The organism is Methanomicrobiales archaeon HGW-Methanomicrobiales-1, assembly GCA_002839675.1.
Lineage (GTDB): Archaea > Halobacteriota > Methanomicrobia > Methanomicrobiales > Methanospirillaceae > Methanoregula.
Map to the genome: position 1 here is coordinate 391,685 of PGYM01000002.1, position 26,102 is coordinate 417,786.

Genomic DNA, 26,102 nt, shown 5'->3' on the forward strand with positions numbered 1-26,102 from the left:
TTACCGAATGGATAAGCGTTCTCTCGTGAGTAAGGCACAGAAAACCTTGGACGGGCGATCTGACCGTTATCCGGAGCAATTCCGAAGATTACTGCACACCAGAATCGATCTCAATCCTCATCCTATCCCTGCACGTAAGGTAGTGCAAGCAGAACCAGCATCCCCACACCAAAGCAGACAATCATCACCCCGGATATCCGGTTGATAAACCTCAGTTTCTCAGCACTGATGCGGGAACGGACCGAACCTATCGATCCGCAGAGAATGATCCACCAGAGTGTTGAGCCAAAAAAAACACCCCCGACAAACTCCGATGCGGACAGAAGAGAATTTTCATAAAATACCACGCCAAAGCCGGGCAGGATTGCAACAAAGAAAATGAGCGTTAAAGGGTTGGCGATCGCGATGGCAACCATAGAAAGGTAATCCTTGACGTATGTTTCATGTTCGGTTTTCACCGTGAGGGGTGCAGGTATTATGAGGATGATGCGTATCCCGACAAGTATCAATACCACGCCGGCAGCGAGCCGGAGGGAGAACTGGTGAGCAATGATCAGCCCGGATATGGCAGTCAGGCCGAAAAAAGTGACGCCGGCATAAAACGAATCAGCCGTTGCCACCCCGATACCCGATACGATCCCGTGAAACCTGCCATCAGTAACTGCCCGCTGGATACACATGAGAGCAATCGGACCCACGGGTACAGCAAGCGTGAGGCCGATGATCATTCCCTGGATGAATAGACTAGGATCCATGTACGTACCTGTTCGGCTTTTCCACTCGTCTGACCGGAAGAACATTCGTCATGCCACAACATAGTTACGGGATGGTTGCTTCAAGGTGTGGCAAAGCTGCTGGCGATATATTCCTACCATACATTCCCTTTTGCCGATGTTGAGGATTTCGGTACGCGCTAAACATCTAACGAATCAGGGGCTGCCAGAATGTATCTGTCCTGACGTCGCGATTACGTTTACGGACAAGTGAACTTCCGAAAAAAATTATGAGAACAGAAAATGCGGGGAGCCGGATTCGAACCGACGAACTCCTTCGAGAATAGATCTTGAGTCTATCGCCGTTGGCCAGGCTTGGCTATCCCCGCTTGGTGTGGAATAATGTTGGCGAGGGGAATAAATAAGCTCACCTGATCACATAAAATCCGCCAAGCCCAGCTGCTGCTCCTTCTCCTCGCCGAACGTGGACTGGATCGCAAGATCGATAACTTCGACCCGCTGCTTGGTGTACTCCGAGACCTTGTACTTCCGGCAGATCTCGCGGGACATCTCGAGATACTTCTTTACCGAGCCTTCGTGCACCGTGGCGATGATGTTGCCATTGCACGGGTGCTTGCCCTTGAACTTGACGCACTTGCCCGAAAGCGGCATCCTGCGGTAGCTCGTGTTGCACTTCGTGCACCGGCACTTCTGCTTCGAGAACGCCGACAGGTTACCCATCAGGTCCCGGATGAAGTGCGTGTTGAGCACACGCTCCGCAACATCGTCAGCATCAACCGCCCGGATCTTCTCTGCCAGCACCAGTTCGGCCTCGAGCTTGTCGGTCATCGACTTGAGCTGGGTGTACATCGATTCGATAGGACCGGATGAGATATCCGAGGTGTCGTGGGTGAACTGGAACCCTTCGAGCTGGGCAGGAGTGCCGATACGGTTCTCGACCCGGTCAATGAGTTTTACAATCGTCTTGGGCTCGATATAGTTGAGGGCCCCGGTGTAGACTTCGATCGGGTAGTGATCGCAAACATCGACGTTCAGGGCTTCCTTGTCGATCTGGGCAGGATCGATTCGGCTCGTCAGCACGAGCGGGGCATCCATCGACCCGCCCCGGTTCTGGGGAAGGAACGAGCGCGAGAAGTTGATCAGCCCGTCCAACAGGAGCATGATGCAGTCCTCATCGCCATCGCACTGGCCGGTGAAGATCCCGTTTGCCACTAGGGTATGGTCGTCGGCAACGGTCAGGCAGTAAACCCGTTCCTCTGGGGCCGGCACGATATCGATGGCACGGATGCGATCCGAAATAACATTCATGCCCTCCAGCACCGGCAACGCGTCCCCGACCTTAAGTTCGAGCGCCCGTATCTTCCTGAGATACGCAGTATCCCAGACAAGCATCGCGTGATCGGGGGTGACAGCGATATCCTTTCCAAGCGCAGTCGTGATCCGGAGCAGGGTAGCCGGGGAGCGATGAATGGAGACCGTCGTGACCTTCCGGATATGCATCACGCCATTCGTATCGATGGCGCGGGTGAAATACGGGCGGGCCGGGTCCGAGTAATAGGTTCCGAGCTGGTCGAGACCCGGGCGGCTCACATCGAAATTTTCCAGCACGAACTTCCGGATAGGGTGCCGGGCCCATAACTTCCCATCATACACCTCGATCATCGTATCGCCAAAGAAACAGTTTCGCCGCTTGGCCGCGTGGAAGAATGGGTGGGCATAGCCTACATCTGCCCGGGTGAACCCGATGATCCGAGCAAGCACCCCGGCACTCGTGTGGGGGGCAAGGCCAATAACGAGATGCCCCACGAGATCATCGGGTTTCTCGATGTTGTAGAACGGGGGAAGGCCGTAGACTTTCACCAGCAGGTCGTCCATGAACTTTGCCACGCTCACCATGTACTCGGCGCAGGAATCCGAGACAAGGAGATCCTGTGCATGGAGCTCGACCACTTGTTTGCCATTCTGGAGATCATATCCGTGCGTGTCTTTGGTGTAGCCCAGCGATCGGAGTTTCTCGACCGGCACCCGCACTTCATCGGGACGGATGTGGGTGAGGGGCAGGTCGATCATGTCAAACCGCGTAGTCCCATCCTTAAAGACCCAGATGTTCTGGATCCCTCGCAGAACCCCCTTCTCCATAGCCTCGACGGACTTCTCCTTCGAGATCATGCCCTTGACTCCCTTGACGAGCGCGACCGCATCGGTTTTCATCCCGAGACGGGCCATCACCTTGGCATATTCCCCTTTCACATCCAGCTTGATCCGCTGGGAGCAGGTGGCCTGTCCGTCACATGCGGGACACCGGGGCAGATCAGTTTCCCTCCCGCACTTGGTACAGGTGAAAACTGCGACAGTATGCCCCCCGCACTTGTCGCACCGGTTGAGATACGTGATCTCCCCACACTGGGAGCAGCGCCGGCGGCCGACTTCGATCTCGATGATCCCGCTCTCCTTCTGGATGCCGATCTCGGTATCGTTCTGGTCCATCTGCTCGATATGAGTCGAAGCGGACTGGAACGACCGCCGGGCACCCCCGGTGTCTCCGAGGGGGAAGAGGACATGCGGGGGAGGATTCATCTTCCGGGGCTTGGATTTCCCCGGCCTACCCATACGCCCGCCAATCCGCGTTCCCGAACGCGAACGCATCTTAAACCCGGAAAGGTGCTTGACAAGGTCAAGCTGGTTGGTATCCGTGGCATTGTCCCAGACAACACCGCGTTTCTTCAGCGATTCATCCAGCCCAAGGCAGGCGATGAATGCAGGGTACAGCTGGATCTTCACGTACCCGTCCCGCACGATGTGGGGGATGAGCAGGGTTTCGAGAATATCCTTGGTCACCGGTTCAAGCGGGAGCTGGAGATTGTCATCGACAATCTTCCCGGTACCCGCAACCGCATCGGCAAGCGTGCGGATCTGGTCCATGGTGATATCGTCCCAGAACCACGTGTAAGCGGGATGGAGATACCCCCCGGCCCGGGCAAATGCCAGCGCCTCCCCCTCGTCTTTTGGGGATTTTGTGCCCGGTTCGCTGTCGAGAAGCCACCACTCGTCGCAGTAGCCGGAAGGTACCAGCGGGTGGTTGTTTTCTAAAAATTCCCCGTACGAGATAAGAATCTCTCCCACGTCAAGGATCCGCTCGATCACGGGCTGGAGCCGCTTTGCCGTGGCTTCGTCATCGATCCTGAGCACGTCGCCACTGGTCAGGCGCACGGTCGGACCTTCGATCGAATCCACCGGCACGACCCCGCAGGCCTTGCCCGGCCGCTCGGTCTTCATCTGGGTGCCGGTTGCAAGGAACTCGCCCAGCACATACAGGGTGGACGGGTGAAAGCCGGCTGTGGCAAACCCGGTGTTGCGCGAACGGCCGTACCGGAGCCGGAATCCGCCTTTTCGCATCGGGTAGGCAAAGACCGGCCTCCCACCAATCAGGTCGCGGAGGTACTTGTCGAGGGGCTTGACACCCACAAATTTCTCCTCGTCACCGGACTTCGAGGCACCGGCGATGAGTTTGTCGAGCCAGTCCCAGCCCTGCATCTGCATCTTCTCAACCCGGCTCTTGAGCTTGCGGGCCTTGCCGGCGATACCTTCCCCGATAACAAGCGCCATCCCGCCCCTTACCGTGTTGGTCTCAACACGTTCGAGATTACGGTGCCCCGACACTTCCTCCTGCTCGGTGGCTTCGCCATCGATGCAAACCGGGCAGTTCTCGATAATCAGCCGGATCTCCGCCTCGCTCGGGAGATACTGGAGGTTCATGATCGAGTTGTACTGCCGGATCTCCTCGATATATCGTTCCACCTCCACCTCCCTTGGGATGTACCGGTTGATGCCCAGTTTCTGGCGCACGTAATCACCGACAAGCACCGAAAGTGCCTGTGCCGTCCCCCCGGCACTCCGGATGGGTCCGGCATAGAAGATCATCAGGTACTGGCTGCCGTCGTCGTTCTTGCCGAGCTCGATCTTTGCAATACCTTCTGTCGGTGCTGCCACGACACCTTCCGTGAGCAGGGCCATCGCCACGCGGATGGAGTGGTCAAGGATTTCATTCACCGAAGTCTCGCCAAACTTTCGGGCAACAAAATCGTCACCGATACGGAGTGCAATCTCTTCACGCGACATCTGGGCTTCGAGTTCACGGATCCGCACCGCAACGCCCTTGATCCCGAGCAGGGCTTCCACCCGGTCGGCAAGATCGCTTGCAATGGGGATCTCGACATCGAGAGAGGGGTCGAGGCCCCGGGAACGGGCTTCCTTTGCAATCGCTATCGCGTGATGCAGACCATCCAGGAGGGACTTTTCATACGCCTCCATCGCGGGCGAGAGCACTAACATTACCGGTACGATGGTCCGGGAGGAGATTTATCCCTTCGGTTTATCGCGTTTTAAAAAAGGCTTATTCTCATTTCATGGGGGCGAGAGGAGTGAGTAAATCGTTCCCTGCTCAAGCCTTATCGTTCTCACCCTGAATCTTCTCCACCATCGAAGGAATACCCGTCTCGCCCATCTGCCAAAGGGTCAGCGACGCACAGGTGCGGAGGAGTGCATCGGCATCATCCAGCCGCCGGGTGAGCGGCTCAACCGCAGGTTTTCCTATCCGGCAGAGCGCACGCGAGAGATTGCCCCTCAGGTCTGCATCATCGCTCGCCATTGCATCAATGATTGGTTCAACGGCAGGTGCACCCATATTCCCGAGAGCCGCTGCGGCATAGCGCCGGAAATCCGGTTCCTTATTCACCTTCATCGCAGCAATCAGGGATGCAATTGCCAGCCCGCCGATCCGGGAGAGGGCAACTGCCGCGTACCAGCGGTGATCATTGTCCGTAGCATCGGCAAGTGCCTTTACCAGGAACGGTACCGCACATGCACCATACTCCCCGAGTGCCTGTACCGCCTCGTGCCGGATATCGATAGACGCGTTTCCCAGTGCAGCGATAAGATCCCCGATCTTCTGGTCATCGGATTTGCCGGGGACATCTTGGGAATTCTGCAGTGTCATGATAACCTCAGTTTATGGTATTATCCTTCTTTTTTATGGTTCCTTCCCGTATCCTGCATACCAGCGGTCCGACCGCCGGAATCAGGATTGCATCGATGGCATCGGCTATCGCCTTCCTCTCATTATCATCCGCATTTTCGAGAAGCTGGATAAGGGGCTCAATCGCATCTGCGTTCTTAAGCTCCCCGAGCGCAGTCATGACTTCGATACGGGTCTCCCCCTTTGCACTCTTTAAAAAACCCAGCAGGGGGCCGAGCGCAGGAGTACCGATTGCAGCAAGCGCAGCCGCAGCTTCTGCCCTGACCATCACCTGCTCATCAGCAAGTGCCAGGATCAGGGGTTCAACGGCAAGGGGATTTTTTATCTTCCCCAGTGCCAGCGCGGCCCCCCACCGCACACCTGGTTCATCGTTTTTGAGGGCATGCATGAGAGAGGGAATTGCCGGTTCGCCGATCATACTAAGTGCGTGGGCAGCCCGGCTTCTCACAAACCGGTCTTCATCGGAAAGAAGCCGGATGAGGGGTTCAACGGCATCCGGGTTCCCGATCTCACCGAGGGCGATTGCCGCTTTCCAGCGGACATCGTCATCCGGGTACTGAAGGACTGCAATGAGCGGCTCGACTGCGGGATTTCCTATCTTCGAGAGTGCTTCTGCCGCTTTCCACCGCACCCCGCTGAACTCGTCCCGTTTTAATGCATTAATGAGTGGCGCGACCGCCTTTTCATCCCCGAGGTTTCCCAGCGCTTCCGCCGCCTCGTACTGCACAACCGGGTCCTTGTGTTCCAGAAGGCGGGCAAGACTTGCAATATCCCATCGTCCCTGAAGATTTTTTACATCCGGTCCGAAGAGTCCGGCGCGAGTGAACCGTTCAAAAAAAGCCATTTCCACGACAATTGGCACCATCAGGTAAAGAAGACGTTTGTACCTGAAAACCGACGGGATAAATTCCATCTGATGATACTTTGGCAAGAAAGAGATAAATGGATTGTGTGTTGTTCGCAGGGTGAGGGGATCTCTCGAAGAGAGATGGATGAACATTCCGATGAGGTTCAATAATATCAGTGAACATTTACCGAAACGAAATTCTCTGTTTCGGAAAACCGGGTTCGGGGGATTGTTTCTCAATCCGGGATGTAAGAATCCCGGTAAGATACCAAAAGGAATTTTTCCGGCAATATTCGACTGATCACAGGAATGAGCAGGATCACTGTTTTGTGATAGGCAGGTGAATACTTACTATCAACAGCGCTCTGTACGGCGCTCTGCACAGGAACAGACTACCATGGAACAGCTCTTAATCGTCAATATCCTGCTTGTTTGTATTTTCATCGTCGTACTGGTGCTGCCGTTCAAAGTCAGAAAAATAGAGGAAAATCTTGAGGTCTTCCTGTTCATCTGCGGAACTGCGGCCCTGACTGCGGCCAGTTTTGCCGCAGTGAACGGGGAAACCTTCGGGTGGACAACGACAATCGTTCTCGAGGCACTTTCCGCTCCGATCATGATCACGACAGTTGCCGGTATCCCTGTCGGCATTGTCCAGATCGTGCTCATCATGGGATTGATCATTTATTTTGCCCACACGCAGATCAAGATCGCAATCCAGGCGATAGTAGACCGGATCCCCCTTTCTGTCATCGTCTTCTTCCTGATCTGCGGTCTTGGGATCATTTCCAGTGTGATCTCGGCAATTCTTGCTGCCATCATTCTTGTTGAAATTGTCTGCGCACTCCCGCTCGGGCGGCAGGAAAAGATCGGCGTTACCGTGATCTCCTGTTTTTCCATTGGCCTGGGAGCCGCCCTTACCCCGCTCGGAGAGCCGCTCTCCACGATCGCAGTCTCAAAACTGATCGGTGATCCGTACCATGCGGGTTTTACGTTCCTTTTCAATCTGCTGGGGATCTATATCATCCCCGGTATCCTTGCACTTGGGGTTCTCGGGGTGGTTTACTTACGGCGACAGGGAGCCGGCGATGAAGGACTTGAGTGTAACCTTGTCCGCGAGAGTATCCGCGACGTTGTAATCCGCGCAGGAAAAGTCTACCTGTTCATCATGGCCCTCGTCTTTTTAGGCGAGGGATTCAAGCCGCTCATCCTTGAGTATATCATCCAGATCCCGTCAGAGGGCCTTTACTGGGTGAACATCGTGTCTGCGGTGCTCGACAATGCAACCCTTGCAGCCGCAGAGATCGGACCGCAACTCACCCTGATCCAGATTAAAAGCGCGTTAATGGGATTACTTATCGCAGGAGGCATGTTGATCCCCGGTAACATCCCCAATATTATTGCAGCAGGCAAAATGGGCATTACCAGCAAAGAATGGGCGAGATACGGTTTACCCCTTGGTTTTGCCCTGATGTTGGTCTTCTTTGTAATTCTTTTCGTGCCGGCATATCTCGGCATTGCATAATTATCCTTTTTCCCGACTGCACGGGATTTTTAGTTTCAGTGGTTCCGGAAAGGATCTGCCCGCATGATTTCCTGTGAGAATCGCAGGAAGCCCCGACCGAATCACGTTTTTCCCCCAATAAAATATAAGAAACTATTTATTCACACCAGATGGTATAAACCAATTAATATATCCGGGGGTATCTCAGCGCAATGGTCCAGGACATTCTCAAAGCAATTGATGCTCTGAAAACCACGACCGTCGGGAGATGCCGCCAGCGAATCGAAGAGGCAGCCCGGAAAGCACGTGAATTGCGGGGAAGCGGGCGGACCGAAGAAGAGAGGAAACAATCCGGATCCTGCGAACCGCAATGCGGGGTTACCTCAATCCTGAAACGCAGGCACGGGCTGTAACGGGGGTTAAGGAATGGAAAAGACGCTGCTGCAACAGATCCGGGAAAAAGAACAGGATGTGGCAAAAAAGATCGAGGATGTGAAAGCCGGGACGGAAGCATCCATTGCTGCAGCAAAAACTGATGCCGAAAACCTGCTCTGCACCGCAGACGCCGAAGGAAAAAAAGCGTCTGAAGAGATATACTGGCGGGAGAAAGGTCTGGCCGAGGCCCGGGTTGAACAGTTAAGACGGGACGCGACACGCGATGCGGAGACAATCGCAGAAAAAGGCAGGAAAAATATTCCCGCAGCAACAGATGCCATCGTGCGCTATGTGACCATGGAATAGTCCGCTATTCGGAGAGGTTTCCTGTGCTCCAGCAGATGAAACGAATCCAGGTGATAGGACCAAAACCGGCATTCAATCAGGTAGTTGACCTGTTGTACCAGGAAGGAACGCTTCATCTCGAAGACGTTTCCCTGGCAGTCTCCCCGGATGAGATCCCGTTACAGAAAGTGGTACTGGATACCGCAACCTCCGTTGCGGATGTATTGGGAAAGATCAACGGTATCTTTTCAACACTTCCCACGATAACCGATGATCCGGCACGCCAGCGGGAACTCTTACACACAATCCGGAAGGAGAGCCATGAACAGGTTCTGGAACGGGCACAGGATATCATCGGGAAACTGGAATCCACTACCCGCAATCTTGCATCCCGGAAGAGTGAACTCTCCTTAACCATCACGGCCCTGAACCGTTACTCAAAAGTCCTTGAAATACTCCAGCCGCTCGAACGCGAACTGCCCATGCTGGAGGGATTTGAAGTCACGATTCTTTTGATCCAGAAGGAACACAGCGAAGTTGTCGACCTGATAAAAAAGGAACTGGAGAGCATCACCAATAACGAGTTCGAGATGACATCGACAACGGTTGATGCTGAGACGCTTGCCGCGATCATGATCTTTAACAAACGGCATTCCGAACAGGTCCACTCCTTCATCTACTCGGTCAACGTGAACGAAGTGCGCCTGCCCCGGGAATATATGGGAAAGCCGTTTTACGAGATGTATGCCCTGATCGAGGAGAACAAGCTCCACGCCGGTACTGAAATTAAGAAGATCGAGGAGGAACTGTTTACGCTTTCCTCTGCCTGGTACCAGGAACTCTCGGTCTTAAAAAAGATCCTTGAGGATATGAACGATGAACTGGGTGCTTTTTCGAATTTTGCCCTGTCGGAATATACGTTCGTCATCATGGGCTGGATTCCCAAAAAGAAGATGCAGACAGTAAGAAAATCCCTGGCGGACCGGTTCGCCAACCGGGTGGTGGTTAAAGAACTGGACACGACAGAAAAGGATATGGAGGCAGCGCCGGTCTTTTACGATAACCCGCGCTGGGTAAAACCCTTTGAGATCATCATGCAGCTGGTCGCCCCTCCCCGGTACCGGGAGATCGATCCATCGCCGATCCTTGCCATCTTTTTCCCGCTCTTCTTCGGGCTCATGGTAGGCGATATCGGGTACGGGATCGTTATTCTCCTGATCGCCCTGCTCATCAAAAAGAGATTAAAGGACATGACATTTGCCGTCAGTCTTGCCGATATCCTCATCATCTCGTCGATCCCGACCATCATCTTCGGGTACCTGTTCGGCGAGTTTTTCGGGGATTTCGGTGAGATGATGGGCTGGCTGCACCCGGTGCAGTTCCTCGGTATCACGTGGAACCGGGTCGAGGCAATGATCCCGATGCTGATCCTCGCGATCATGATTGGCGTCATCCATGTCTTTTTGGGTCTCATCATCGGCATGCGCAACGCGATCATAACAAAAAGCAAAAAGCACCTTGCTGAAAAAGCCGGCATGCTGCTCATGCTGATCGGGCTCATCGTTGCCCTGGTAACGCTGGCAGAAATCGCTCCGGAGACCGGGATTTATCCCGCCGGTGTTCTCGTGATCATCGCGCTGCCCCTGATCCTTTTTGGTGCGGGAGTCTTTGGGACGATCGAGGTCATGAGTACGGTGGGAAACATCCTTTCCTATGCCCGTCTGATGGCGATCGGTATGGCGTCCGTGATTCTCGCGATGGTGGCGAACCGGCTGGGTGAGTCCTTCGAGATCGCTGCCATTGGGATCATTGTGGCGTTGCTGCTGCATGCACTGAATATTATGCTTGCGATGTTCAGTCCCTCGATCCATTCGATGCGTCTGCATATCGTGGAGTTCTTCTCGAAGTTCTATTCCGGGGGCGGTGTGGTGTATAAGCCGTTCCGGAAGGCGGTGGTGGAGGAGGGTAAGTAGAGTTCGGGGGGCTGGTGTTGGAGCGGGGCCGGGGAACGGGAATTTCCCGTATTGGTTAATCATTTGGACCAATGGGTGCCGGGCTTTTTTTAGTGGGGTTTGGTTAACTTTTTTTTCAATCAAAGTCCGGTTAAAAATTTTTAATCAAAGTCTGATATTTTTTTTTAAGCAAGGTCCGATTGAAAAATAAAATTCGAAGTCTGGCTGGAATTTTTTGAGCAAGATCCGATTTGAAAATTTTAAGCAGAGTCTGGTTGAAAAAATAAAATCAAAGTCCAGCACCCCCACCCCGGTTTTCTGCAAAGAGCCCCTCACTAATTTATTATACTGACCGGAAAAAGAGAGTACCAGGAACAACAGGCCATGACACTGTGCGAAGTACGAACCAGCGGGGATATTACCATTGTTGTAATGCCCCTCCAGATTGACCATGTCGCGGCATTGACACTGGACCACGAGCTCCATGAACTCGCCCTCCGGGAACCAAAGGGACTGTTCTGCGATTTTTCATCCACAAAATACATCTCCAGTTCCGGGCTCCGAATCATTCTCAAGACTGCAAAGACCGTAAAAGCAGCGGGAGGCCACTTCGGGGTCTTCTCCCTTACGCATTTTGTCGACCATATATTCTCCCTGTCCGGGTTCGCTCAGGTTGTCTCCATCTACGATACCGAAGAAGGGGCCATCCGGGCGGTTACCCACTAGGTCCTACTTTTCTAAAATAACCAGAGGTATCCGGCAACAACAAAAAAGAGCCGGATTGCGATCACCAGCCAAAAGCCGTTCCCTGAAATCCCGCGAAAAACAGATCAAAATATTCAACTAAAATCCAACAGGAAAAACAGATTCTGGATCCAGCCATAGTACAGATTAAGGACCTCGCATCGCAGCTTCTTTCTTCTCCTTCGCCTTCTTTTTCTTCTTCTCAAGAATGCTCTTGACCTTCTTTAACCGGAACAGGTCCTCGCGTTCCCGCTCCTCGATAGCGTTCTTGATGTACTTCGCCTGGCTTTTCAGTTCGGGGATCAGGATCTGCTCCAGTGCATTGACCCGCCGGCGGTTCATCTGGATCTCCGACCCCAGCCGCCGCATGGCAGTCTCGGTCTCGGCGAGCTGGATGAGCAGGTCCAGCTCGGCTTCGAACCGCTCGGCGGTCTCATCAATCCTCCCGCTCGTGGAGATGATCCCGTAGCCCCGTTCCATCATACTTTTCGAGATCCGTTTCTTCTCGATCACTGGGACCGGGACACCCATAATGTTCTTGCCGGTGATATCGACCGTGATCGATCTCCGCGTGGCAAAAGATGCGGATTTGAGCGTGACCGGATCATCGACTGCCTGGGCAATCATGAGGGCGAGATCGGCTTCCTTGGAGACCAGTTCCAGCTCATCGCGGGAGTTCGAGACGGTGTTTAAGATCTTGAAAAATTCCTGGATGAGCGCATCCATCTTCTCCCGTAAGAGATCCCGGCCCTGCTCTGCAAGCTTGATCTGGGATTTCTTCCGCATCAGCTCCATCCGGGTGGGCTTGACCTGCTCCATATCAGCCTCCGCCCGCTTCCTTATGCAGGGGATGGTATTTCTGGATGTGTTCCCGTTTAATCCGCTTGAGTTCTTCTTCGGGAAGCATGGCAAACAGTTCCCATGCGATTCTGAATGTATCCTCTATCGACCGGTCTTCATCGCCCTGCGAGATGAACTGCTTCTCAAACCCATCCGCTAACTTCAGGTATTTTTTATCCAGTTCCGTCAGGGCTTCCTCCCCGACAATCGCCACCAGCCGGCGCAGATCCCGGCCATAGGCATACGATGCGTACAACTGATCGGCAACTCCCCGGTGATCTTCCCGGGTCTTGCCGGTCCCGATCCCCAAGTTCATGAGCCGGGAGAGACAGGGAAGGGCATCAACCGGTGGATATGCTCCCCTGCGGAAGAGGTCCCGGGACAGGACAATCTGCCCTTCGGTGATGTATCCCGTGAGATCGGGCACCGGGTGGGTGATGTCATCGTCCGGCATGGTCAGGATCGGGAGCTGGGTGATCGAACCTTTCTTTCCTTTCAACCTGCCGGCCCGCTCATAAATCGTGGAGAGGTCCGTGTACATATAGCCGGGATAGCCCCGCCGGCCGGGCACTTCTTCCCGGGCAGTCGAGATCTCCCGGAGGGCTTCGCAGTAATTGATCATGTCGGTCAGGATTACGAGCACGTGCAGGTGGTGGGTGAACGCGAGGAACTCTGCGACCGTCAGCCCGCACCGGGGGGCGGCGAGCCGTTCCACCGTGGGATCGTCGGCGAGGTTCATAAAAAAGACCACCCGTTCGAGCGCCCCGGTCCGCTCGAAATCCCTCGTGAAGAAGGACGCTTCCTTGTGGGTGATACCCATCGCAACAAAGACCACGGCAAACTTCTCCCCCTCACCCCGCACTTTTGCCTGCCGGGCAATCTGGGCTGCAAGCTTGCTGGCGGGAAGACCCGAGCCGGAGAAGATCGGCAGTTTCTGGCCCCGCACCAGCGTGTTGAGCCCGTCGATTGCCGACATGCCGGTCTGGATAAAATCCGCCGGCTTGTCCCGTGCCGTGGGGTTAATGGGCGTGCCGGCAATATCGAGGATCGCCTCCGGTATGATCTCCGGGCCCCCGTCACGGGCTTTTCCCACGCCACTGAAGACCCGACCCAGCATATCCAGTGACACATTGATCCGGGCGGGTTCGCCGGTGAACCTGACCGTGGTATCCGTTGTATCGATACCCCGGGTGCCTTCGTACACCTGCACGACAGCGTGATCTTCTGATATGTCAAGTACCTGTCCGGTCCGGACCTCCCCATCCCGCAGGGTGATCCGGACGATCTCCCCGAATGAGGCGCCTTTGACACCGTTGACAAAGATTAAGGGGCCCGATACATAATCGATTGTTTTGTACTCTTTTGTCACCAGCGAGACGGGTTTCATCGCTCCACCTCCAAAGACAGCAGCTGTGTATCGATCTCGCCGATCATGTCCCGGATACGGTTGACTTCCTGGATCTCCTTCATCCGCCCGATATCGGCTTTGAGGGGGAGTCCCTGCACCTGCCGGAGCGTGATGCCCCGGTTCATCCCTTCGATCACGCGGTCATAGTACGTCAGGATCACCTTGAGCATCAGGTACTGTTTTTCAATGGGACAGAATGAGTCCGAATCACTGTACGCGCTCTGCTGGAGGAAGTCCTCGCGGATCATTCGTGTCACATCAAGGATCGCCTTCTCACTCTCCGGCAGGGCATCAGGCCCCACCAGCTGCACAATCTCCTGCAGCTCGACTTCCTTCTGCAGCAGGTACATGGATTTCTCCCGCAGTTCGCGCCAGTCGGGGGCTACATTTTTCGTGTACCAGTCACCGATGCTGTCGAGATACAGCGAGTAGCTCTTGATCCAGTTCACCGAGGGGAAATGCCGGCGGTACGCAAGGTTCGTATCCAGCGCCCAGAAGGTCCCGACCACCCTCAGCGTGTTCTGCGTGATCGGTTCGGAGAAGTCCCCGCCCGGCGGAGACACAGCCCCAACCACCGTGATAGAGCCGTTTCGCTCCCCCGAACCCATGCAGACGACTCTGCCCGCCCGCTCGTAAAACGCAGACAGCCGTGTGGCAAGATAGGCAGGGTAGCCCTCTTCGCCGGGCATCTCCTCGAGTCGTCCGGATACTTCCCGCAGTGCCTCGCCCCACCGGGAGGTCGAGTCTGCCATCAGGGCGACATCGTACCCCATGTCCCGGAAATATTCTGCAATGGTGATCCCGGTATAGATCGAGGCTTCACGGGCAGCAACCGGCATGTTCGAGGTGTTTGCAATCAGGATTGTGCGCTGGATCAGGGGGAGATTGGTTCGCGGATCCACCAGTTCGGGGAACTCTTCGAGCACGTCGGTCATCTCGTTGCCCCGTTCCCCGCACCCGATATACACAACCACCTGTGTATCGGACCATTTGGCCAGCGTCTGCTCGGAGACGGTCTTTCCGGTCCCGAACCCGCCAGGGATCATCGCCGTCCCGCCTTTTGTTACCGGAAAGATGCAGTCAAAAACCCGCTGGCCGGTGATCAGGGGCAGGATCGGGTCAAGTTTCTTCTGGTGCGGCCGGGGAATCCTGACCGGCCAGACCTGCATCATCGGCAGATGGACAGAAGAATCAAGCGTGCAGATCGTTTCTTCCACCGTAAACTGGCCGCTCCGGATATCGGTGACGGTACCGGAAACATGGTGAGGTACAAGGATCCGGTGCTCGAAGTGAAATTCCCGTACCGTTCCTAAAATATCTCCGGCAGCTACCTTATCACCGGACTTGACAGAAGGGACAAACTCCCATTTCTTCTGGCGGTTGAGCCCCGGGGCCGATATCCCCCGGGCAATAAAATCCCCGCAGAGTTCCAGGAGCACCGGCAGGGGGCGCTGCACCCCGTCGTAGATTGAAGCAAGGAGCCCGGGACCGAGCTCGACTGACAGGGGGTTTTCCGTATTTTCCACCGGCTCGCCGATCGTCAGGCCTGTGGTGTCTTCATAGACCTGGATGACCGCATCATCTCCCTCAAGGCGAATGATCTCTCCCCGGAGCGCCTCTTCTCCCACCGTTACCACATCATACATTTTTGACCCTTTCATACTCCGGGCAATGATGACGGGTCCGGAAATTCGTGAAATCGTTCCTTTTATCATACCATCACCTCTTCAAAACGATATTGTACCCGATCGCTTTTCTCAGGAGCCGTTCGATGTATGTCCTCCGGTCAACCTCTTTGGACTTCGAGGGGATCGGGATGATGAGCGGGCGGTGCATCTTCTCGATCCGATCCATCAGTTTCTCATCCAGAGAGAGCATGAACTCCTCATTTACCGCAACAATACCGATATCGTCCTTGTACAACAGCGGGGGGATCACTTTTCTCGCCTCTTCCAGGGTTCCCGCTTCAAGAACTTCCACACCGGCAAGCCGGAACCCGGATGCCCGGTCCCGGTCGGTAACGACGACAAATTTATACATAGACGAGCTCCTCTTTAAGTTGCTCTATCGGGAAATCTGCCGTCTTGCACCGGGAGATGATCCGGATATTGGTAATCTCGTTATATTTTGCCCAGAAATACCCGATCACCGAGGCCACGCTCAGGGGATCACCTAAAAAGGCGTTCACGCCTTTTTGTACCAGGTACTTTTCCAGTTGTTTTTCTATCACCGAGATTTTCTGGGTCCTCATGGCGGAAGGAGGCAGGTCTGCAAGGAACCGGTAGGGGGTGGTTTTGAGTTCCTCTACCACCTCTTCAATCGAGTGCAGGGAGAGGAGATGATCGAGCTTCCGGGAATCGAACTCCTTCCCGCCGCTGAGGAGGTATTTTTTTGCTTCAAGGGGATCGATGTGGTCCCGGATCATCCGCAGGATTGTCCTGAGGTTCACCACATCGATCTCTAACGAGATGATATTCCTGATAAGGCCGTTATTATACGTGGGATTTTTGACCTGTTCGAGTGCATCTGCATAATAGTATTCGTCGAGGGCACATTCGAGCAGGGCAAGGTCACCGGCCTTTAAAAACGCCGGGTACTCTTCGGTCAAGGGTTTGGCATACCTGATCTTCCACGTGGCAAGCATATCGACAACAGCCCTGACATCCGGCTGCCGGACAAGTTCGATTATCGTTGCTTCGTCAAGTTCCCCGGCGGGTACGAGGCATTCAAGGATCTCTTCATTGGTGATATGGATGTTCTTCCCGCGGAGGATCGTTTTGATGTTCTGGATATCCCAGCGGTGCAGGAAGATGGTGATGTACTGTTCCGCTTCTTCCGTTTTGACAAATCTCAGGATCTTCTGGAACGTCCGGACAAAATTTTTTCGCAGGGCGTATTCGATGCAGAGCACGCCGGAATACTGGACTTTTGCTTCGATGATATCAGATTTGTAAGGCGTGTTTTCCAGGTCGGCTATGAGGGACTCGAGATCCGGCTGCAGTACCAGGTTATCAAGCGCACGCTGGTCCAGCAGGCGGCTTTTCATCCCCCGCATCCGTGCGTTGATATACCCCCAGTCCATCTCAGTCACCTGTCAGGATCGAATAAATCTCCAGTTTTTTTAAGTCCCCTGCCCGTTCCATCCGGGATTCCACAGTATTTGAAATGATGACCGACCGGTCGGGCAGACAGGCTACCAGTCCACCTGCCGATACAAGGTCCGGGATAATCTCTGCGTGGAGGTTTAAGGAGGCGAGCGTTTTCCTGCAGAGTTCTTCATCCCGTTTGTCCACGTGAACATGGAATCCGCCCACCTTAAGAGACGCTGCTGCATCCACGGTGAGTTTTTTAAAAATATCCGGGTATTCCGGGTCGTCTCGTAACCGGGACAATCGAAGCTTCGCCTCGTTAAATGCCGCCAGAAAAAGTTGTTCTTTGATGGTGATCAGGCGCGCTTTATTCTCTGCACCTGCAAGGTACATGAGTTTGTTCTTCTCAATGGCAGCGGTTTTCTCTGCATCAGAAATGTGTGATTGCCGTATCTGTTCAGCCTGCTCGCGTGCTTTTTTTCCGAGGCTTTCGATAGTTATACGTGCAGTTTCCTTAAGTTCCCGCTCCCGCTCCTCTGCACTTTCGTCAACCGATTTCAACAGGTTTTCATACGCCACCAGAATCACCCGCAGTTATTTCTGACTTAAAAAAACCGGAGTTTATGCCTGGACATAAATCCTGTCCTTTAAATGACCAAGGGGGTTATTGTTCCGGTGAGAGAACGCAAATCCACTTTAAGTCATTCCGGAATTTTCACTTCTACTTGACCATCAGGATGATCATGGAGGCGACGACAAACCCCAGGATCACCAGGGTCTCGGGAATCGCTTCTAAAATAATGATCGTCCCGGCGGTTTCCGGGCGTTCGGCAATCGCACCGGCCCCGGCAGAACCAATCCGTGACTGTGCCATACCTGTTGCAATTGCACCTCCGGCAAAGGCAATTGCTGCTCCAATGGGAACTTCCCAGCCAACCATTTTAGTACCTCCCAATGATACAACCTAAAATGTTATACCCATATTAATGTATGGGAATAAAAGTGGCCGATAAAAATGGGATATCGTCGGTAGCTAGCTTCCACCACGGCACTACTCAAGGATTTCATCCAGGCGGGCGAGGGCGTCTTTCGTCATACTCTTCTGGGAAACGACCTCTTTTGCTACGGCGATGAGGGAAAGGACCTCGTTATAGGAAAGCGTGGAAAAACAGTAATCCTTCCAGCATTCCCGGTCAACATTGATCCAGATCTCTCCTAACACATTACGGAGAATTTTACAATCCTCCGCAGAAAAACTCTCCCAGTCCTCACCGAAGCTGCGACGGATCTTTTCATAGGCTTCTTCAACGGCTTTTTCTTTCTGGATCTGGAACCGCCTTCGGCCAAGATCTTCTGTAGTGGTGCGGGACATGGTATGCTACTGGTGGGAATTATGCCCATGCCGGGTTATATTGTTTTTGCACGTTCCTGTAGTCAGCACTGTGTTCTCCCGTGAAATTGGTTTTTTGCAGGGAATGTTCCTTCTCCGCAAAGTATATGCTGGGATAATTGAATTCATTCAACATTCCCACATGTGTGGGGGGATGAGGGACGCGAATGCCAGATGTAACGCAGGCTGAGATAGGACGGCGAATGTATCACGTTCACCGTGAGAAACTTGTGGAACAGGCGATCAAGCTGATCCAGCAGAGTCTGGGAACGGAGTGGAAGTCATTTTCAGAAGAGGATATTCTCCTCCTCGGGCACCTTTTGCAGTGTACGTGGAATACGATCGAACAGAAGATCTGGGATAAGATAGTGTTTGCCAAAATCACAAAGGGTGATGTTAAGAAGATCCTTTCCTATGGCAAAGATGTTGGACCGGGAAAGAACCCGGATCAGGCTGCAGTTGCAGGGATCAAAAAGATTCTGCTTGCGATCGCCTGATTCCATTTTTTTTAAGAAAGCCCGCAGGTTTATGGTTGGGAATTTTTTAAATCGTGAATTATTCCGTTGCCACGGTGATACACTCTTCAATCGTCCCTATGCGTGCCTTCGCCCCGCACATATCCGGTACGTACGCGAGTGCCTTTCCGCTGTTCACCATGATCGAGGAGTATTGTTCCATCACCGGTGAAACCACCATGCAGGTGTCGGCAAAGACCCGGGCACCACTCTTCTCTATGGAGTCTGCGGTGCGCTGGTTCTTCTCGATCACTCCCTGCGCTGCAAACACATACAGGGGTTTTGTGACGAGTTTTCCCATCAGAAGACCGGCAATCGTGGTGAGTTCGGCCGGGGAACAGTGCGGGCACCCCACTGCAACTGCCTCTACCGGCAGATCCTTAAACAGCTGCAGGATCTCATCAGACTCCACAGGAATTGTCTCAAGCCCGCTGAGATCGTAAGGGATCTTCACGGCTTCCGGCGTCACCCCTTCCACGTGATAGAGTGCCACTGCACCGGTTGCCGCCATCGCCGCACCGAGTGCCTTGAGCTGATCGTTATCCGGCCCGATGCCGCTGAAGAACGGGATACGGTTGCCCACCAGTTTGCCGGTATGATATCCGAGCGCCCCAAAGTGAGCGATACTCCAGTCACGGGTGTCGGCCTGCACCCTTATGACTACCTGTGGCTTCCTCTTTTCAGCGAGATGAAAACCATAGCAGGGGGTCTTGCCTATAAGGGCTGCGGCAAGGGCACCGGGCCCTCCTTCCCGGTTCGTCCGAGCGCCAATCACCGAGTTTGCATAGCTGACCGCTGACGACTCCGACCAAGCGAGGTGATCACCGTATGAGGTTTCCCGCAGGTAATACGGAGTGCACGTGCATTCAAGGCCGATGCCGAGTCGTTCATAGGCTGCTACGACGGCCTGTTGCTTCCGGGCAAAGTCCTCGCGGATTCCCATCTCCAGCCAGCGTTCCCGGGGCATGCCTATGGGATTCAGGACCGCCGGGACAACCGCTTTTGCGTTAAGCGAGGAGAGCCACTGGAGGCCGTACTCCCCGATCGTCTTGTACGATGCGCCGCTGACCTGTGCGCTCCGGATCGGCACGAGCCGCTCGGCGCCAAACACCTTTCCCAGCGCCACGAGAAGCTCGAGCATCTTTGCCTTAGTCTCGCCCTGCTCTCCGGCAAGGATCCGTTCGTCTTCAGGATCGAGATGCATCAGGGTCACCAGGTGGCACGCGAGAAGTCCGCCTCGCGCCCGAGCACCATTGTTGCATCCACACCGATTTTCACGTTGGTGCCATCTTCGAGCTGGCAGGGATCGAGCGACGAGCCCCGGACACCGGTAATGACCATCACATCGAGGTCGCCCCGGACCCGGGTCGCAATCGCATATTCCACATCGAGAGGATCATTGGGATTGATATCCTCGTCCACGACCACCACGTGCTTGAGCGAAGTGTGGGCAGCAAACGCGGCCATGATCGCGTTTTTCGCATCACCCTGCGTGCTCTTCTTTATCTGTATCACCGCGTGGAGGTACCCGCACCCCCCTTTCGTGAGGACAACGTCCCGCACCTCAGTCACTCCCGCTACTGCCTTGTAAATCTTCGGCTCATACGGGCAGCCCATCAGGATTTTGTGCTCGTCGCCACCGGGAAGGATGCCGTGGTAGATGCAGTCCGGCTTTGTGTACATGCCGGTGAACTCTATGATATGCTGCATCCGGATCGGGTCATAGGTCCCGGTGATATCGACAAACGGCCCTTCCTCGGTGAGATCTCCCGTGATAAACCCTTCCAGCACAATCTCTGCGTCAGGGACCAGTACCCCATTACTGCACCGGTGCACCTTCAATTCTCCTCCCATCAGTTCTGCGGCAAACGGGAGTTCCATCGCTGTTGGCACTCTCGTGCAGCTTGCAAACGTAACGGCCGGGTGCGTCCCAATCGTGATAGCAATGGGGAGTTTCTCTCCCTTTGCCAGCGCCTTTTTGAGCATCACGTGCGTGTGCCGGCCTTCCACGAGCCGGGCCGCTACCCGGTGATCGTCAAGCACCTGCATCCGGTGGATCGATGCATTCTCCACGCCGTCCCAGCGGGAGAAGACGATCGCAGACGTGAAATATTTTCCCGCATCTTTCGGGAAATGGTGCATGATGGGGATGCGGGTGAGGTCGGGCTTTTCCATCTTCAGCGGTGAGGCCTCGACAACCCTGCCATCGAATTTTGCATCAGCAAGTGTTCTGACAATCAGTTTTTCGTCAATGCCAAGAGCAAGAGAGAGTGAGGTCCGGCTGGCGGTGAGGTTCATCACCGCACGTTTGCCCTCGATATTATGGAAGAAAAGGAGTTTGTCCGTAGTACTCGCCATCTTTGCAGCCTGCAGATCGGTAGATACGGGCTCCTTTACATCGATAACAAGCCCCTTGTTTCGCATCTTTTCTATAAATTCACGCATCATAACCACTCCAGCGTTGTGCAAGCGTATGTTCCACCTCAAGGTGATCGAGTACACGGGCTACGACCATATCCACCAGGTCATCGATCGTCTTCGGGTGGTGGTAGAAGGCAGGGCAGGCGGGCATGATCAGTGCCCCGGCATCCTCGGCAGCAAGCATATTCTTTAAGTGAATTTTAGAAAGCGGGGTTTCCCGGGTGACCAGAATGCATTTCCGGCCCTCTTTTAAGCAGACATCCGCAGTCCGGGTGATCAGGTTGTCGGCATACCCGGTCGCGATCGCCGAAAGCGTCTTGGCACTGCAGGGGATTACTACCATCCCATCAATTTTGTGGGAGCCGCTTGCAATCGATGCCCCCATCTTATCGATGTGATGGACGGTTGCATTGAGCCCTTCAAAAGAGATACCCTCGTGGGTGGCGATCTGCTGCGCAATATCCGAGACAATGAGATGGACATGCGCATCCCGGCACAGCACCTCAAGCAGGCGGCGGGCATAGCAGGCCCCGCTTGCCCCCGTCACTCCGACAACATACTCTTTTTTCATACGAACCCTGCCCCTTCTTTGTGATAGCAATGTCGGAGTGATGACAAAAAGAGTTTATGCCGGAATTTGACCGGGCGGGCTGAAATTTACTTGTTTTTGGGTGGGGCGAAGAAGCGGTACCTGACCTGCGCTTCTTCGACCCTGCGGGCATGGGGCGGGTTTAAATCACGGCGCGCCTCGATAACGAGCGTGTTGAGGATGTTATGGAGCCGCAGGGTATCATACTCCTTGTCCTTGTGCTCGTTTAAGAAATCCAGCAGCTCATTGGTGCTCTTTAGCACCCCGGTGCTGCCAATAAGGTTGAGACGGTTGAGGGTCAGGGCAAGGCTCTTTTTTGCAATGTCCTTTTTGTAGGGATCGCCACCGGCGAGATCCAGTTCCGTGATCGCGTTGAGGAGATCCGTATAGACCCGGAGCTTGTGGCTGTTCTCATGCATCCTGCGATCAGCAGAGCGGAGTTTATAGAGGGTGATAGCAAGGATCAACACGATTGCTAAAACGCCACACGCCACTACTATCCAGTCTTCGTTCATCCCAGTTCACATCCTGAACTATGGATTTCGTTTGGCCGCAGTAACATCCACTTTTACCCGGTTGCCTTTCATCTCAAGTTTGTACGGCCCGGTTGTATACATGGGGATCTGGTTTTTGAGATCAAACCCATTGTTCCTGCCGTAGCCATAGGTTTCAGTATGACCGGTATCCATGTTGGTCACTTTCATCTCAAACCAGCAGTAGATGGTGTTATCATTGAGCGGGAGGACATCGAACTCGATTCCCCATGCAGGATTATCCACACGGAACTGCTTTACAATCACATCGTTCTCGCTCTGGAACGAGTACGACTCCTGCAGGTAGTGGTCTCCCATGGTAAACGATGGTTTGGCATCGGTTGCGGTAACAACGGGAGTCGCAACGGACGTTGGCACCGGGGTTGCAGCAGGAGCCGCCGGGCTCTGGGTGCAGCCGGCAACCATAACTCCTGCTATGAGAAGTGCAAGGATGACTAAGACACTGTGTTTCATGATGGTGAATGTTTGGATACCGGAATATATTATGCTTATTTATGATTCCGGAGCCGGAATGGTCACGGCATACCTAAAACAACGTGTCCTGCCGGGTTGGTTTTTTGATGTGCAGGACTTCGCAGGCAGCATCGGCAACACGTTCCTGCTGCCCCGGAAGCGTGTAAACACCGAGACGCCACTGTTCGCGCCGGGTGGCATTAAGCGTCCGTACACGGGGAGAAAACTCTTCGAAATCCACGATTGCATGCCGGTTCTTCACCCGGACACCCAGTGACATCTCGCTCGGGATCGAGGGGATGTCTACCAGCACTTCTTGGGGCTGGACACCGGCCAGTTCAGCTATCCGGGTGGCAAAATCCCTGCATTTTTCGATCGGCACCCCTTCTTGGAATGTAACTATATTGACCTGGTCACTCCCGACGGAAAGGGCTCGCTTGTAGAGCCGGCGTTGGTACAATCGTGCCGCAAGATCCCGTGCCACGGGTTTTTCTGAGGTTTGTAACGTATGCATGCACTCCGGATCATCCATACTCAGTATTTTTTGTGCATCGGCAGCTGTTGCACCGGTGAGATGTTCGAGAACGGCAAGCTGGAACATACATTCCCCGATCCGGCTCACGTGGTGGTAATAAACGGACGGTCGCATCAGCGTGCGGGCAATGAGCAGGGACTCGGCCGCATTCACACCGTTCTCATCGAGCACCGTCCCCTCAGGTGTCCGGATCAGGTACCGGATAAGACGCTGGGCATCAACCGTACCATACGGGGCACCGGTGTAATACGCATCCCGGAGCAGGTAATCCATCCGGTCAACATCGAGATCGCCATGGATAATACCGGACAGCGGGTGTTTTCCTTTCACCACCGAACAGAGTTCATCGGGATCAATATCCGAGGCGCGGAGCAGATCTCCCACCTGGTCCTCGACAACCAGCTCGATATCATCATGGGTACGGTGCAGAAACTCTTCCATCAGGGGTTCGCTTGCATGGGAGAACGGACCGTGCCCGATATCATGGAGAAGTGCAGCGGCGACAACCAGCGTGCGCTCGGGATCGGATAGTTCGAACCGCCGGCAGGCAACATCGGCAAGAAACATAGTGCCCAGCGAGTGCTCGAACCGCGTGTGGTTTGCACCCGGATACACCAGAAATGAAAACCCGAGTTGCTTGATGTAGCGGAGGCGCTGCAGGGCCGGGGAATCCAGCAGGGCAAGCGCAAACTCTTCCACTTCCACATAGCCATGGATCGGGTCTTTGATGATCTTCAAACTCACTAAAGAATCTTCATATACATCGCATAAAAGTATTGAGTAATGATTACCTTCCTTTCGGGCGGGACTGGCACCCCGAAACTCCTGCGGGGCATGCAGAAAGTGATGGACCGGCACGAGATTTCGGTTATTGTCAATACGGCAGAAGACATCTGGATCTCGGGAAACCACATCTCACCGGATGTTGACACCGTCATGTATCTCTTTGCCGGCATCCTCAACACCGATACGTGGTGGGGGGTCAGGAATGACACGTTCATCACCCACGATGAGATCACACGGCTGGGTGTCGATGAGTTTATCGCGATCGGCGACCGGGACCGGGCAGTGCATGTTGCCCGGGGCGAGATGATGCGAAACGGGATGCGCCTGACCAATGCAACAAAAATCCTCTGCGACCGTTTCGGGGTCCGGGAAAATGTGTTGCCCATGACCGATACCGAAGTGACGACCCAGGTCCAGACCGATCTCGGTCTCATTCATTTCCAGGAGTACTGGATCCGGGCAAAGGGTAAGATCGAGATCCAGAAAGTTGTGCGGAATTTTAATGAGCCCCCGGTGGCTACTGAAGAAGGACTGGCGGCAATCGAAGCGAGCGAAGCGGTCGTGATCGGCCCTTCCAATCCAATCACGAGCATCCTGCCCATCCTTGCCTGTGAAGGAATGAGAAACGCCCTCAAGGATAAATTCGTGATCGCGGTGAGTCCGTTCATCGGAAACGAACCGATCAGCGGCCCGGCGGGTGCCCTCATGAAAGCAGCGGGATACGAACCGAGCTCAATCGGCACGTTCAACTGTTACGGGGGGCTGACCGATCTTTTCATACAGGATATCCGCGATCCGGTCGAAGTAAACAACGCGGTCAGGTTTGACACCCTGATGACTGACGAGGATAAGAGCGTTGCCCTGGCACGTGAGATCCTTGGCATGGTGAAAAAAGGTTGAATGCCATAATTTTCACCAACCCCCTTATTTTTTTTGTTTTTGTTCTCGATCCCTGAAGCCACGGCACGCTAGAGTGGCAAACCTATTTAACGCTGCGGAATAACGGTTATCGTGAGAGGCATGAAGAGAATAATAAACGGTAAGACGGGCATAATCATCGTGGTTTTATTGATATTCCTTTCAGGGTGCGTATCAACTCCTGGTTCGGAGAAAGGTACGATCAGTCTTACTTCTTCACCTTCAGGCGCTGAGGTCTATCTCGACAACCAGTATCAGGGAAGCACCCCGGTTACGATCCCTGATGTTGTTGCAGGGCCGCACACGCTTGAATACCGTCATGCAGGATACCAGACATGGTCAACGGCTATCACCGTTACACCGGGTCCGTCCAACTATTATGCAGCATTAGTCCTAAAGGCAGTTACCCAGATACCCCAGATAGTAACTCAGACATTAACACCCGTGCCGGGACAGGCCGCAGTAACGATCGTGGCAGGGAAAAAGACGATGGTCATCGGGGACTCGAATCTTTTTTCGGGGACTGCAACCGGAACGAACAGTCTGTTACTGACATTATACGGGCCGGGAAAATATTCAAACGGAGTATCCTTAGTCCAGCAAAATGTTGACGGGCTCGGCAGATGGAGTTACACGTGGAACCCGGGCACTTCTGTCCAGTCGGGTTCGTACACCATGATCGTATCTGATTCATGGAAAACCACCTCAGAGCGGACTGAATTTACCGTTATCGGGGGAGGCCTTGTCTCCATTTCACCGAGCAGTTACGCCGCGGCTCCTGGGAATACCGTTACTTTTTCGGGTCAGTGTACAACTGGCGCCCAGAATGTAATGCTGGGACTCTACGGGCCCGGGCAATTTTCCGGGGGGAGGGAATTCGGTCCCATATCTGTTTCAGCAGATAAAACCTGGAGTTTTCCGGTTACCCTCGATGGAACCATGCCAACCGGCTACTACACCATGTATGTGTATGATGTCCCGAAAACCGCCTCAGGCAATGTCCAGTTTTCCGTAGGATATGCATCGGCATCTTCATCATAATTTTTTTACATCACATATTCCTGCTATTCC

At 54.1% G+C, this 26,102-nt stretch carries 26 protein-coding genes and 1 tRNA gene; 8 read left to right on the forward strand and 19 right to left on the reverse strand.

Features of this window, described 5'->3' with window-relative positions:
- Window positions 1-122: 122 nt before the first annotated feature.
- The 5 genes from CVV30_08320 to CVV30_08340 form a co-directional block, all read right to left on the reverse strand.
- Window positions 123-800 (reverse strand): lysine transporter LysE, encoded by a 678-nt coding sequence (locus CVV30_08320; GenBank protein PKL69549.1) that lies wholly within the window; start codon window positions 798-800, stop codon window positions 123-125.
- Between the two features lie 217 nt (window positions 801-1,017).
- Window positions 1,018-1,102, reverse strand: a tRNA-Leu gene (locus CVV30_08325).
- 46 nt (window positions 1,103-1,148) lie between these two features.
- A complete protein-coding gene (polC, locus tag CVV30_08330) occupies window positions 1,149-5,066 on the reverse strand; it encodes a DNA polymerase II large subunit (protein PKL69550.1) in 3,918 nt (1,305 codons plus the stop codon).
- Between the two features lie 109 nt (window positions 5,067-5,175).
- Window positions 5,176-5,730 (reverse strand): PBS lyase, encoded by a 555-nt coding sequence (locus CVV30_08335; protein PKL69551.1) that lies wholly within the window; start codon window positions 5,728-5,730, stop codon window positions 5,176-5,178.
- Between the two features lie 7 nt (window positions 5,731-5,737).
- The gene (locus CVV30_08340; GenBank protein PKL69552.1) at window positions 5,738-6,784 is read right to left on the reverse strand and encodes a hypothetical protein; all 1,047 of its coding nucleotides are present in this window, start codon (window positions 6,782-6,784) and stop codon (window positions 5,738-5,740) included.
- A gap of 229 nt (window positions 6,785-7,013) precedes the next feature.
- Between CVV30_08340 and CVV30_08345 the strand changes: the two genes are divergently transcribed.
- The 5 genes from CVV30_08345 to CVV30_08365 all read left to right on the forward strand — a co-directional run bounded on the left by CVV30_08345 (window position 7,014) and on the right by CVV30_08365 (window position 11,515).
- Window positions 7,014-8,138 (forward strand): cation transporter, encoded by a 1,125-nt coding sequence (locus CVV30_08345; GenBank protein PKL69553.1) that lies wholly within the window; start codon window positions 7,014-7,016, stop codon window positions 8,136-8,138.
- A 191-nt stretch (window positions 8,139-8,329) separates the two neighbouring features.
- Window positions 8,330-8,530 (forward strand): hypothetical protein, encoded by a 201-nt coding sequence (locus tag CVV30_08350; protein ID PKL69554.1) that lies wholly within the window; start codon window positions 8,330-8,332, stop codon window positions 8,528-8,530.
- A gap of 13 nt (window positions 8,531-8,543) precedes the next feature.
- A complete protein-coding gene (locus tag CVV30_08355) occupies window positions 8,544-8,858 on the forward strand; it encodes a hypothetical protein (GenBank protein PKL69555.1) in 315 nt (104 codons plus the stop codon).
- Between the two features lie 23 nt (window positions 8,859-8,881).
- Window positions 8,882-10,810 (forward strand): ATPase, encoded by a 1,929-nt coding sequence (locus tag CVV30_08360; protein ID PKL69556.1) that lies wholly within the window; start codon window positions 8,882-8,884, stop codon window positions 10,808-10,810.
- A gap of 363 nt (window positions 10,811-11,173) precedes the next feature.
- The gene (locus tag CVV30_08365; protein ID PKL69557.1) at window positions 11,174-11,515 is read left to right on the forward strand and encodes an anti-sigma factor antagonist; all 342 of its coding nucleotides are present in this window, start codon (window positions 11,174-11,176) and stop codon (window positions 11,513-11,515) included.
- A 165-nt stretch (window positions 11,516-11,680) separates the two neighbouring features.
- Here CVV30_08365 and CVV30_08370 read toward each other — a convergent pair whose 3' ends face one another.
- From CVV30_08370 to CVV30_08405, 8 genes are all read right to left on the reverse strand, one after another.
- On the reverse strand, window positions 11,681-12,352 hold the full coding sequence (locus CVV30_08370; GenBank protein ID PKL69558.1) for a V-type ATP synthase subunit D: 672 nt from the start codon (window positions 12,350-12,352) through the stop codon (window positions 11,681-11,683).
- Between the two features lies 1 nt (window position 12,353).
- On the reverse strand, window positions 12,354-13,760 hold the full coding sequence (locus tag CVV30_08375; GenBank protein PKL69559.1) for a V-type ATP synthase subunit B: 1,407 nt from the start codon (window positions 13,758-13,760) through the stop codon (window positions 12,354-12,356).
- Window positions 13,757-15,496 carry a V-type ATP synthase subunit A gene (locus tag CVV30_08380; protein PKL69560.1) on the reverse strand — a complete coding sequence of 580 codons (1,740 nt, stop codon included), beginning with the start codon at window positions 15,494-15,496 and terminating at the stop codon, window positions 13,757-13,759. Before CVV30_08380 ends, CVV30_08375 begins: the two co-directional genes overlap by 4 nt.
- 4 nt (window positions 15,497-15,500) lie before the next feature.
- Complete coding sequence (locus tag CVV30_08385; GenBank protein ID PKL69561.1) at window positions 15,501-15,821, reverse strand: V-type ATP synthase subunit F; 321 nt, start codon at window positions 15,819-15,821, stop codon at window positions 15,501-15,503.
- Window positions 15,814-16,863: an ATP synthase A1 subunit C gene (gene ahaC, locus CVV30_08390; GenBank protein PKL69562.1), complete on the reverse strand. Its 1,050-nt coding sequence runs from the start codon at window positions 16,861-16,863 to the stop codon at window positions 15,814-15,816. The genes CVV30_08385 and ahaC overlap by 8 nt, the downstream gene beginning before the upstream one ends.
- A 1-nt stretch (window position 16,864) precedes the next feature.
- Complete coding sequence (locus tag CVV30_08395; GenBank protein PKL69563.1) at window positions 16,865-17,464, reverse strand: hypothetical protein; 600 nt, start codon at window positions 17,462-17,464, stop codon at window positions 16,865-16,867.
- A 127-nt stretch (window positions 17,465-17,591) separates the two neighbouring features.
- On the reverse strand, window positions 17,592-17,810 hold the full coding sequence (locus tag CVV30_08400) for an ATPase (GenBank protein ID PKL69564.1): 219 nt from the start codon (window positions 17,808-17,810) through the stop codon (window positions 17,592-17,594).
- Between the two features lie 111 nt (window positions 17,811-17,921).
- Window positions 17,922-18,242, reverse strand: coding sequence for a hypothetical protein (locus CVV30_08405; protein PKL69565.1), 321 nt, complete (start codon window positions 18,240-18,242; stop codon window positions 17,922-17,924).
- 221 nt (window positions 18,243-18,463) lie between these two features.
- Here CVV30_08405 and CVV30_08410 point away from each other — a divergent pair, with 221 nt between their 5' ends.
- Complete coding sequence (locus tag CVV30_08410; GenBank protein ID PKL69566.1) at window positions 18,464-18,757, forward strand: hypothetical protein; 294 nt, start codon at window positions 18,464-18,466, stop codon at window positions 18,755-18,757.
- Between the two features lie 58 nt (window positions 18,758-18,815).
- Here CVV30_08410 and CVV30_08415 read toward each other — a convergent pair whose 3' ends face one another.
- The 6 genes from CVV30_08415 to CVV30_08440 all read right to left on the reverse strand — a co-directional run bounded on the left by CVV30_08415 (window position 18,816) and on the right by CVV30_08440 (window position 24,071).
- Window positions 18,816-19,979 (reverse strand): hypothetical protein, encoded by a 1,164-nt coding sequence (locus CVV30_08415; GenBank protein PKL69567.1) that lies wholly within the window; start codon window positions 19,977-19,979, stop codon window positions 18,816-18,818.
- Window positions 19,980-19,984: 5 nt separating this feature from the next.
- Entirely contained in the window at window positions 19,985-21,220 is a 1,236-nt protein-coding gene (locus CVV30_08420) for a UbiD family decarboxylase (GenBank protein PKL69782.1), read from the reverse strand.
- On the reverse strand, window positions 21,213-21,767 hold the full coding sequence (locus CVV30_08425; protein ID PKL69568.1) for an aromatic acid decarboxylase: 555 nt from the start codon (window positions 21,765-21,767) through the stop codon (window positions 21,213-21,215). The genes CVV30_08420 and CVV30_08425 overlap by 8 nt, the downstream gene beginning before the upstream one ends.
- A gap of 86 nt (window positions 21,768-21,853) precedes the next feature.
- A complete protein-coding gene (locus tag CVV30_08430; GenBank protein ID PKL69569.1) occupies window positions 21,854-22,300 on the reverse strand; it encodes a hypothetical protein in 447 nt (148 codons plus the stop codon).
- An 18-nt stretch (window positions 22,301-22,318) separates the two neighbouring features.
- Window positions 22,319-22,792, reverse strand: a complete 474-nt coding sequence (locus CVV30_08435) for a hypothetical protein (GenBank protein PKL69570.1) — start codon at window positions 22,790-22,792, stop codon at window positions 22,319-22,321.
- Window positions 22,793-22,865: 73 nt separating this feature from the next.
- On the reverse strand, window positions 22,866-24,071 hold the full coding sequence (locus CVV30_08440; protein PKL69571.1) for a phosphohydrolase: 1,206 nt from the start codon (window positions 24,069-24,071) through the stop codon (window positions 22,866-22,868).
- A gap of 39 nt (window positions 24,072-24,110) precedes the next feature.
- On the opposite strand from CVV30_08440, the gene CVV30_08445 reads away from it, so the two are divergent.
- Together CVV30_08445 and CVV30_08450 are read left to right on the forward strand one after the other, a co-directional pair.
- Entirely contained in the window at window positions 24,111-25,013 is a 903-nt protein-coding gene (locus CVV30_08445) for a 2-phospho-L-lactate transferase (protein PKL69572.1), read from the forward strand.
- Window positions 25,014-25,133: 120 nt separating this feature from the next.
- Entirely contained in the window at window positions 25,134-26,072 is a 939-nt protein-coding gene (locus CVV30_08450; GenBank protein PKL69573.1) for a hypothetical protein, read from the forward strand.
- Window positions 26,073-26,102 lie beyond the last annotated feature (30 nt).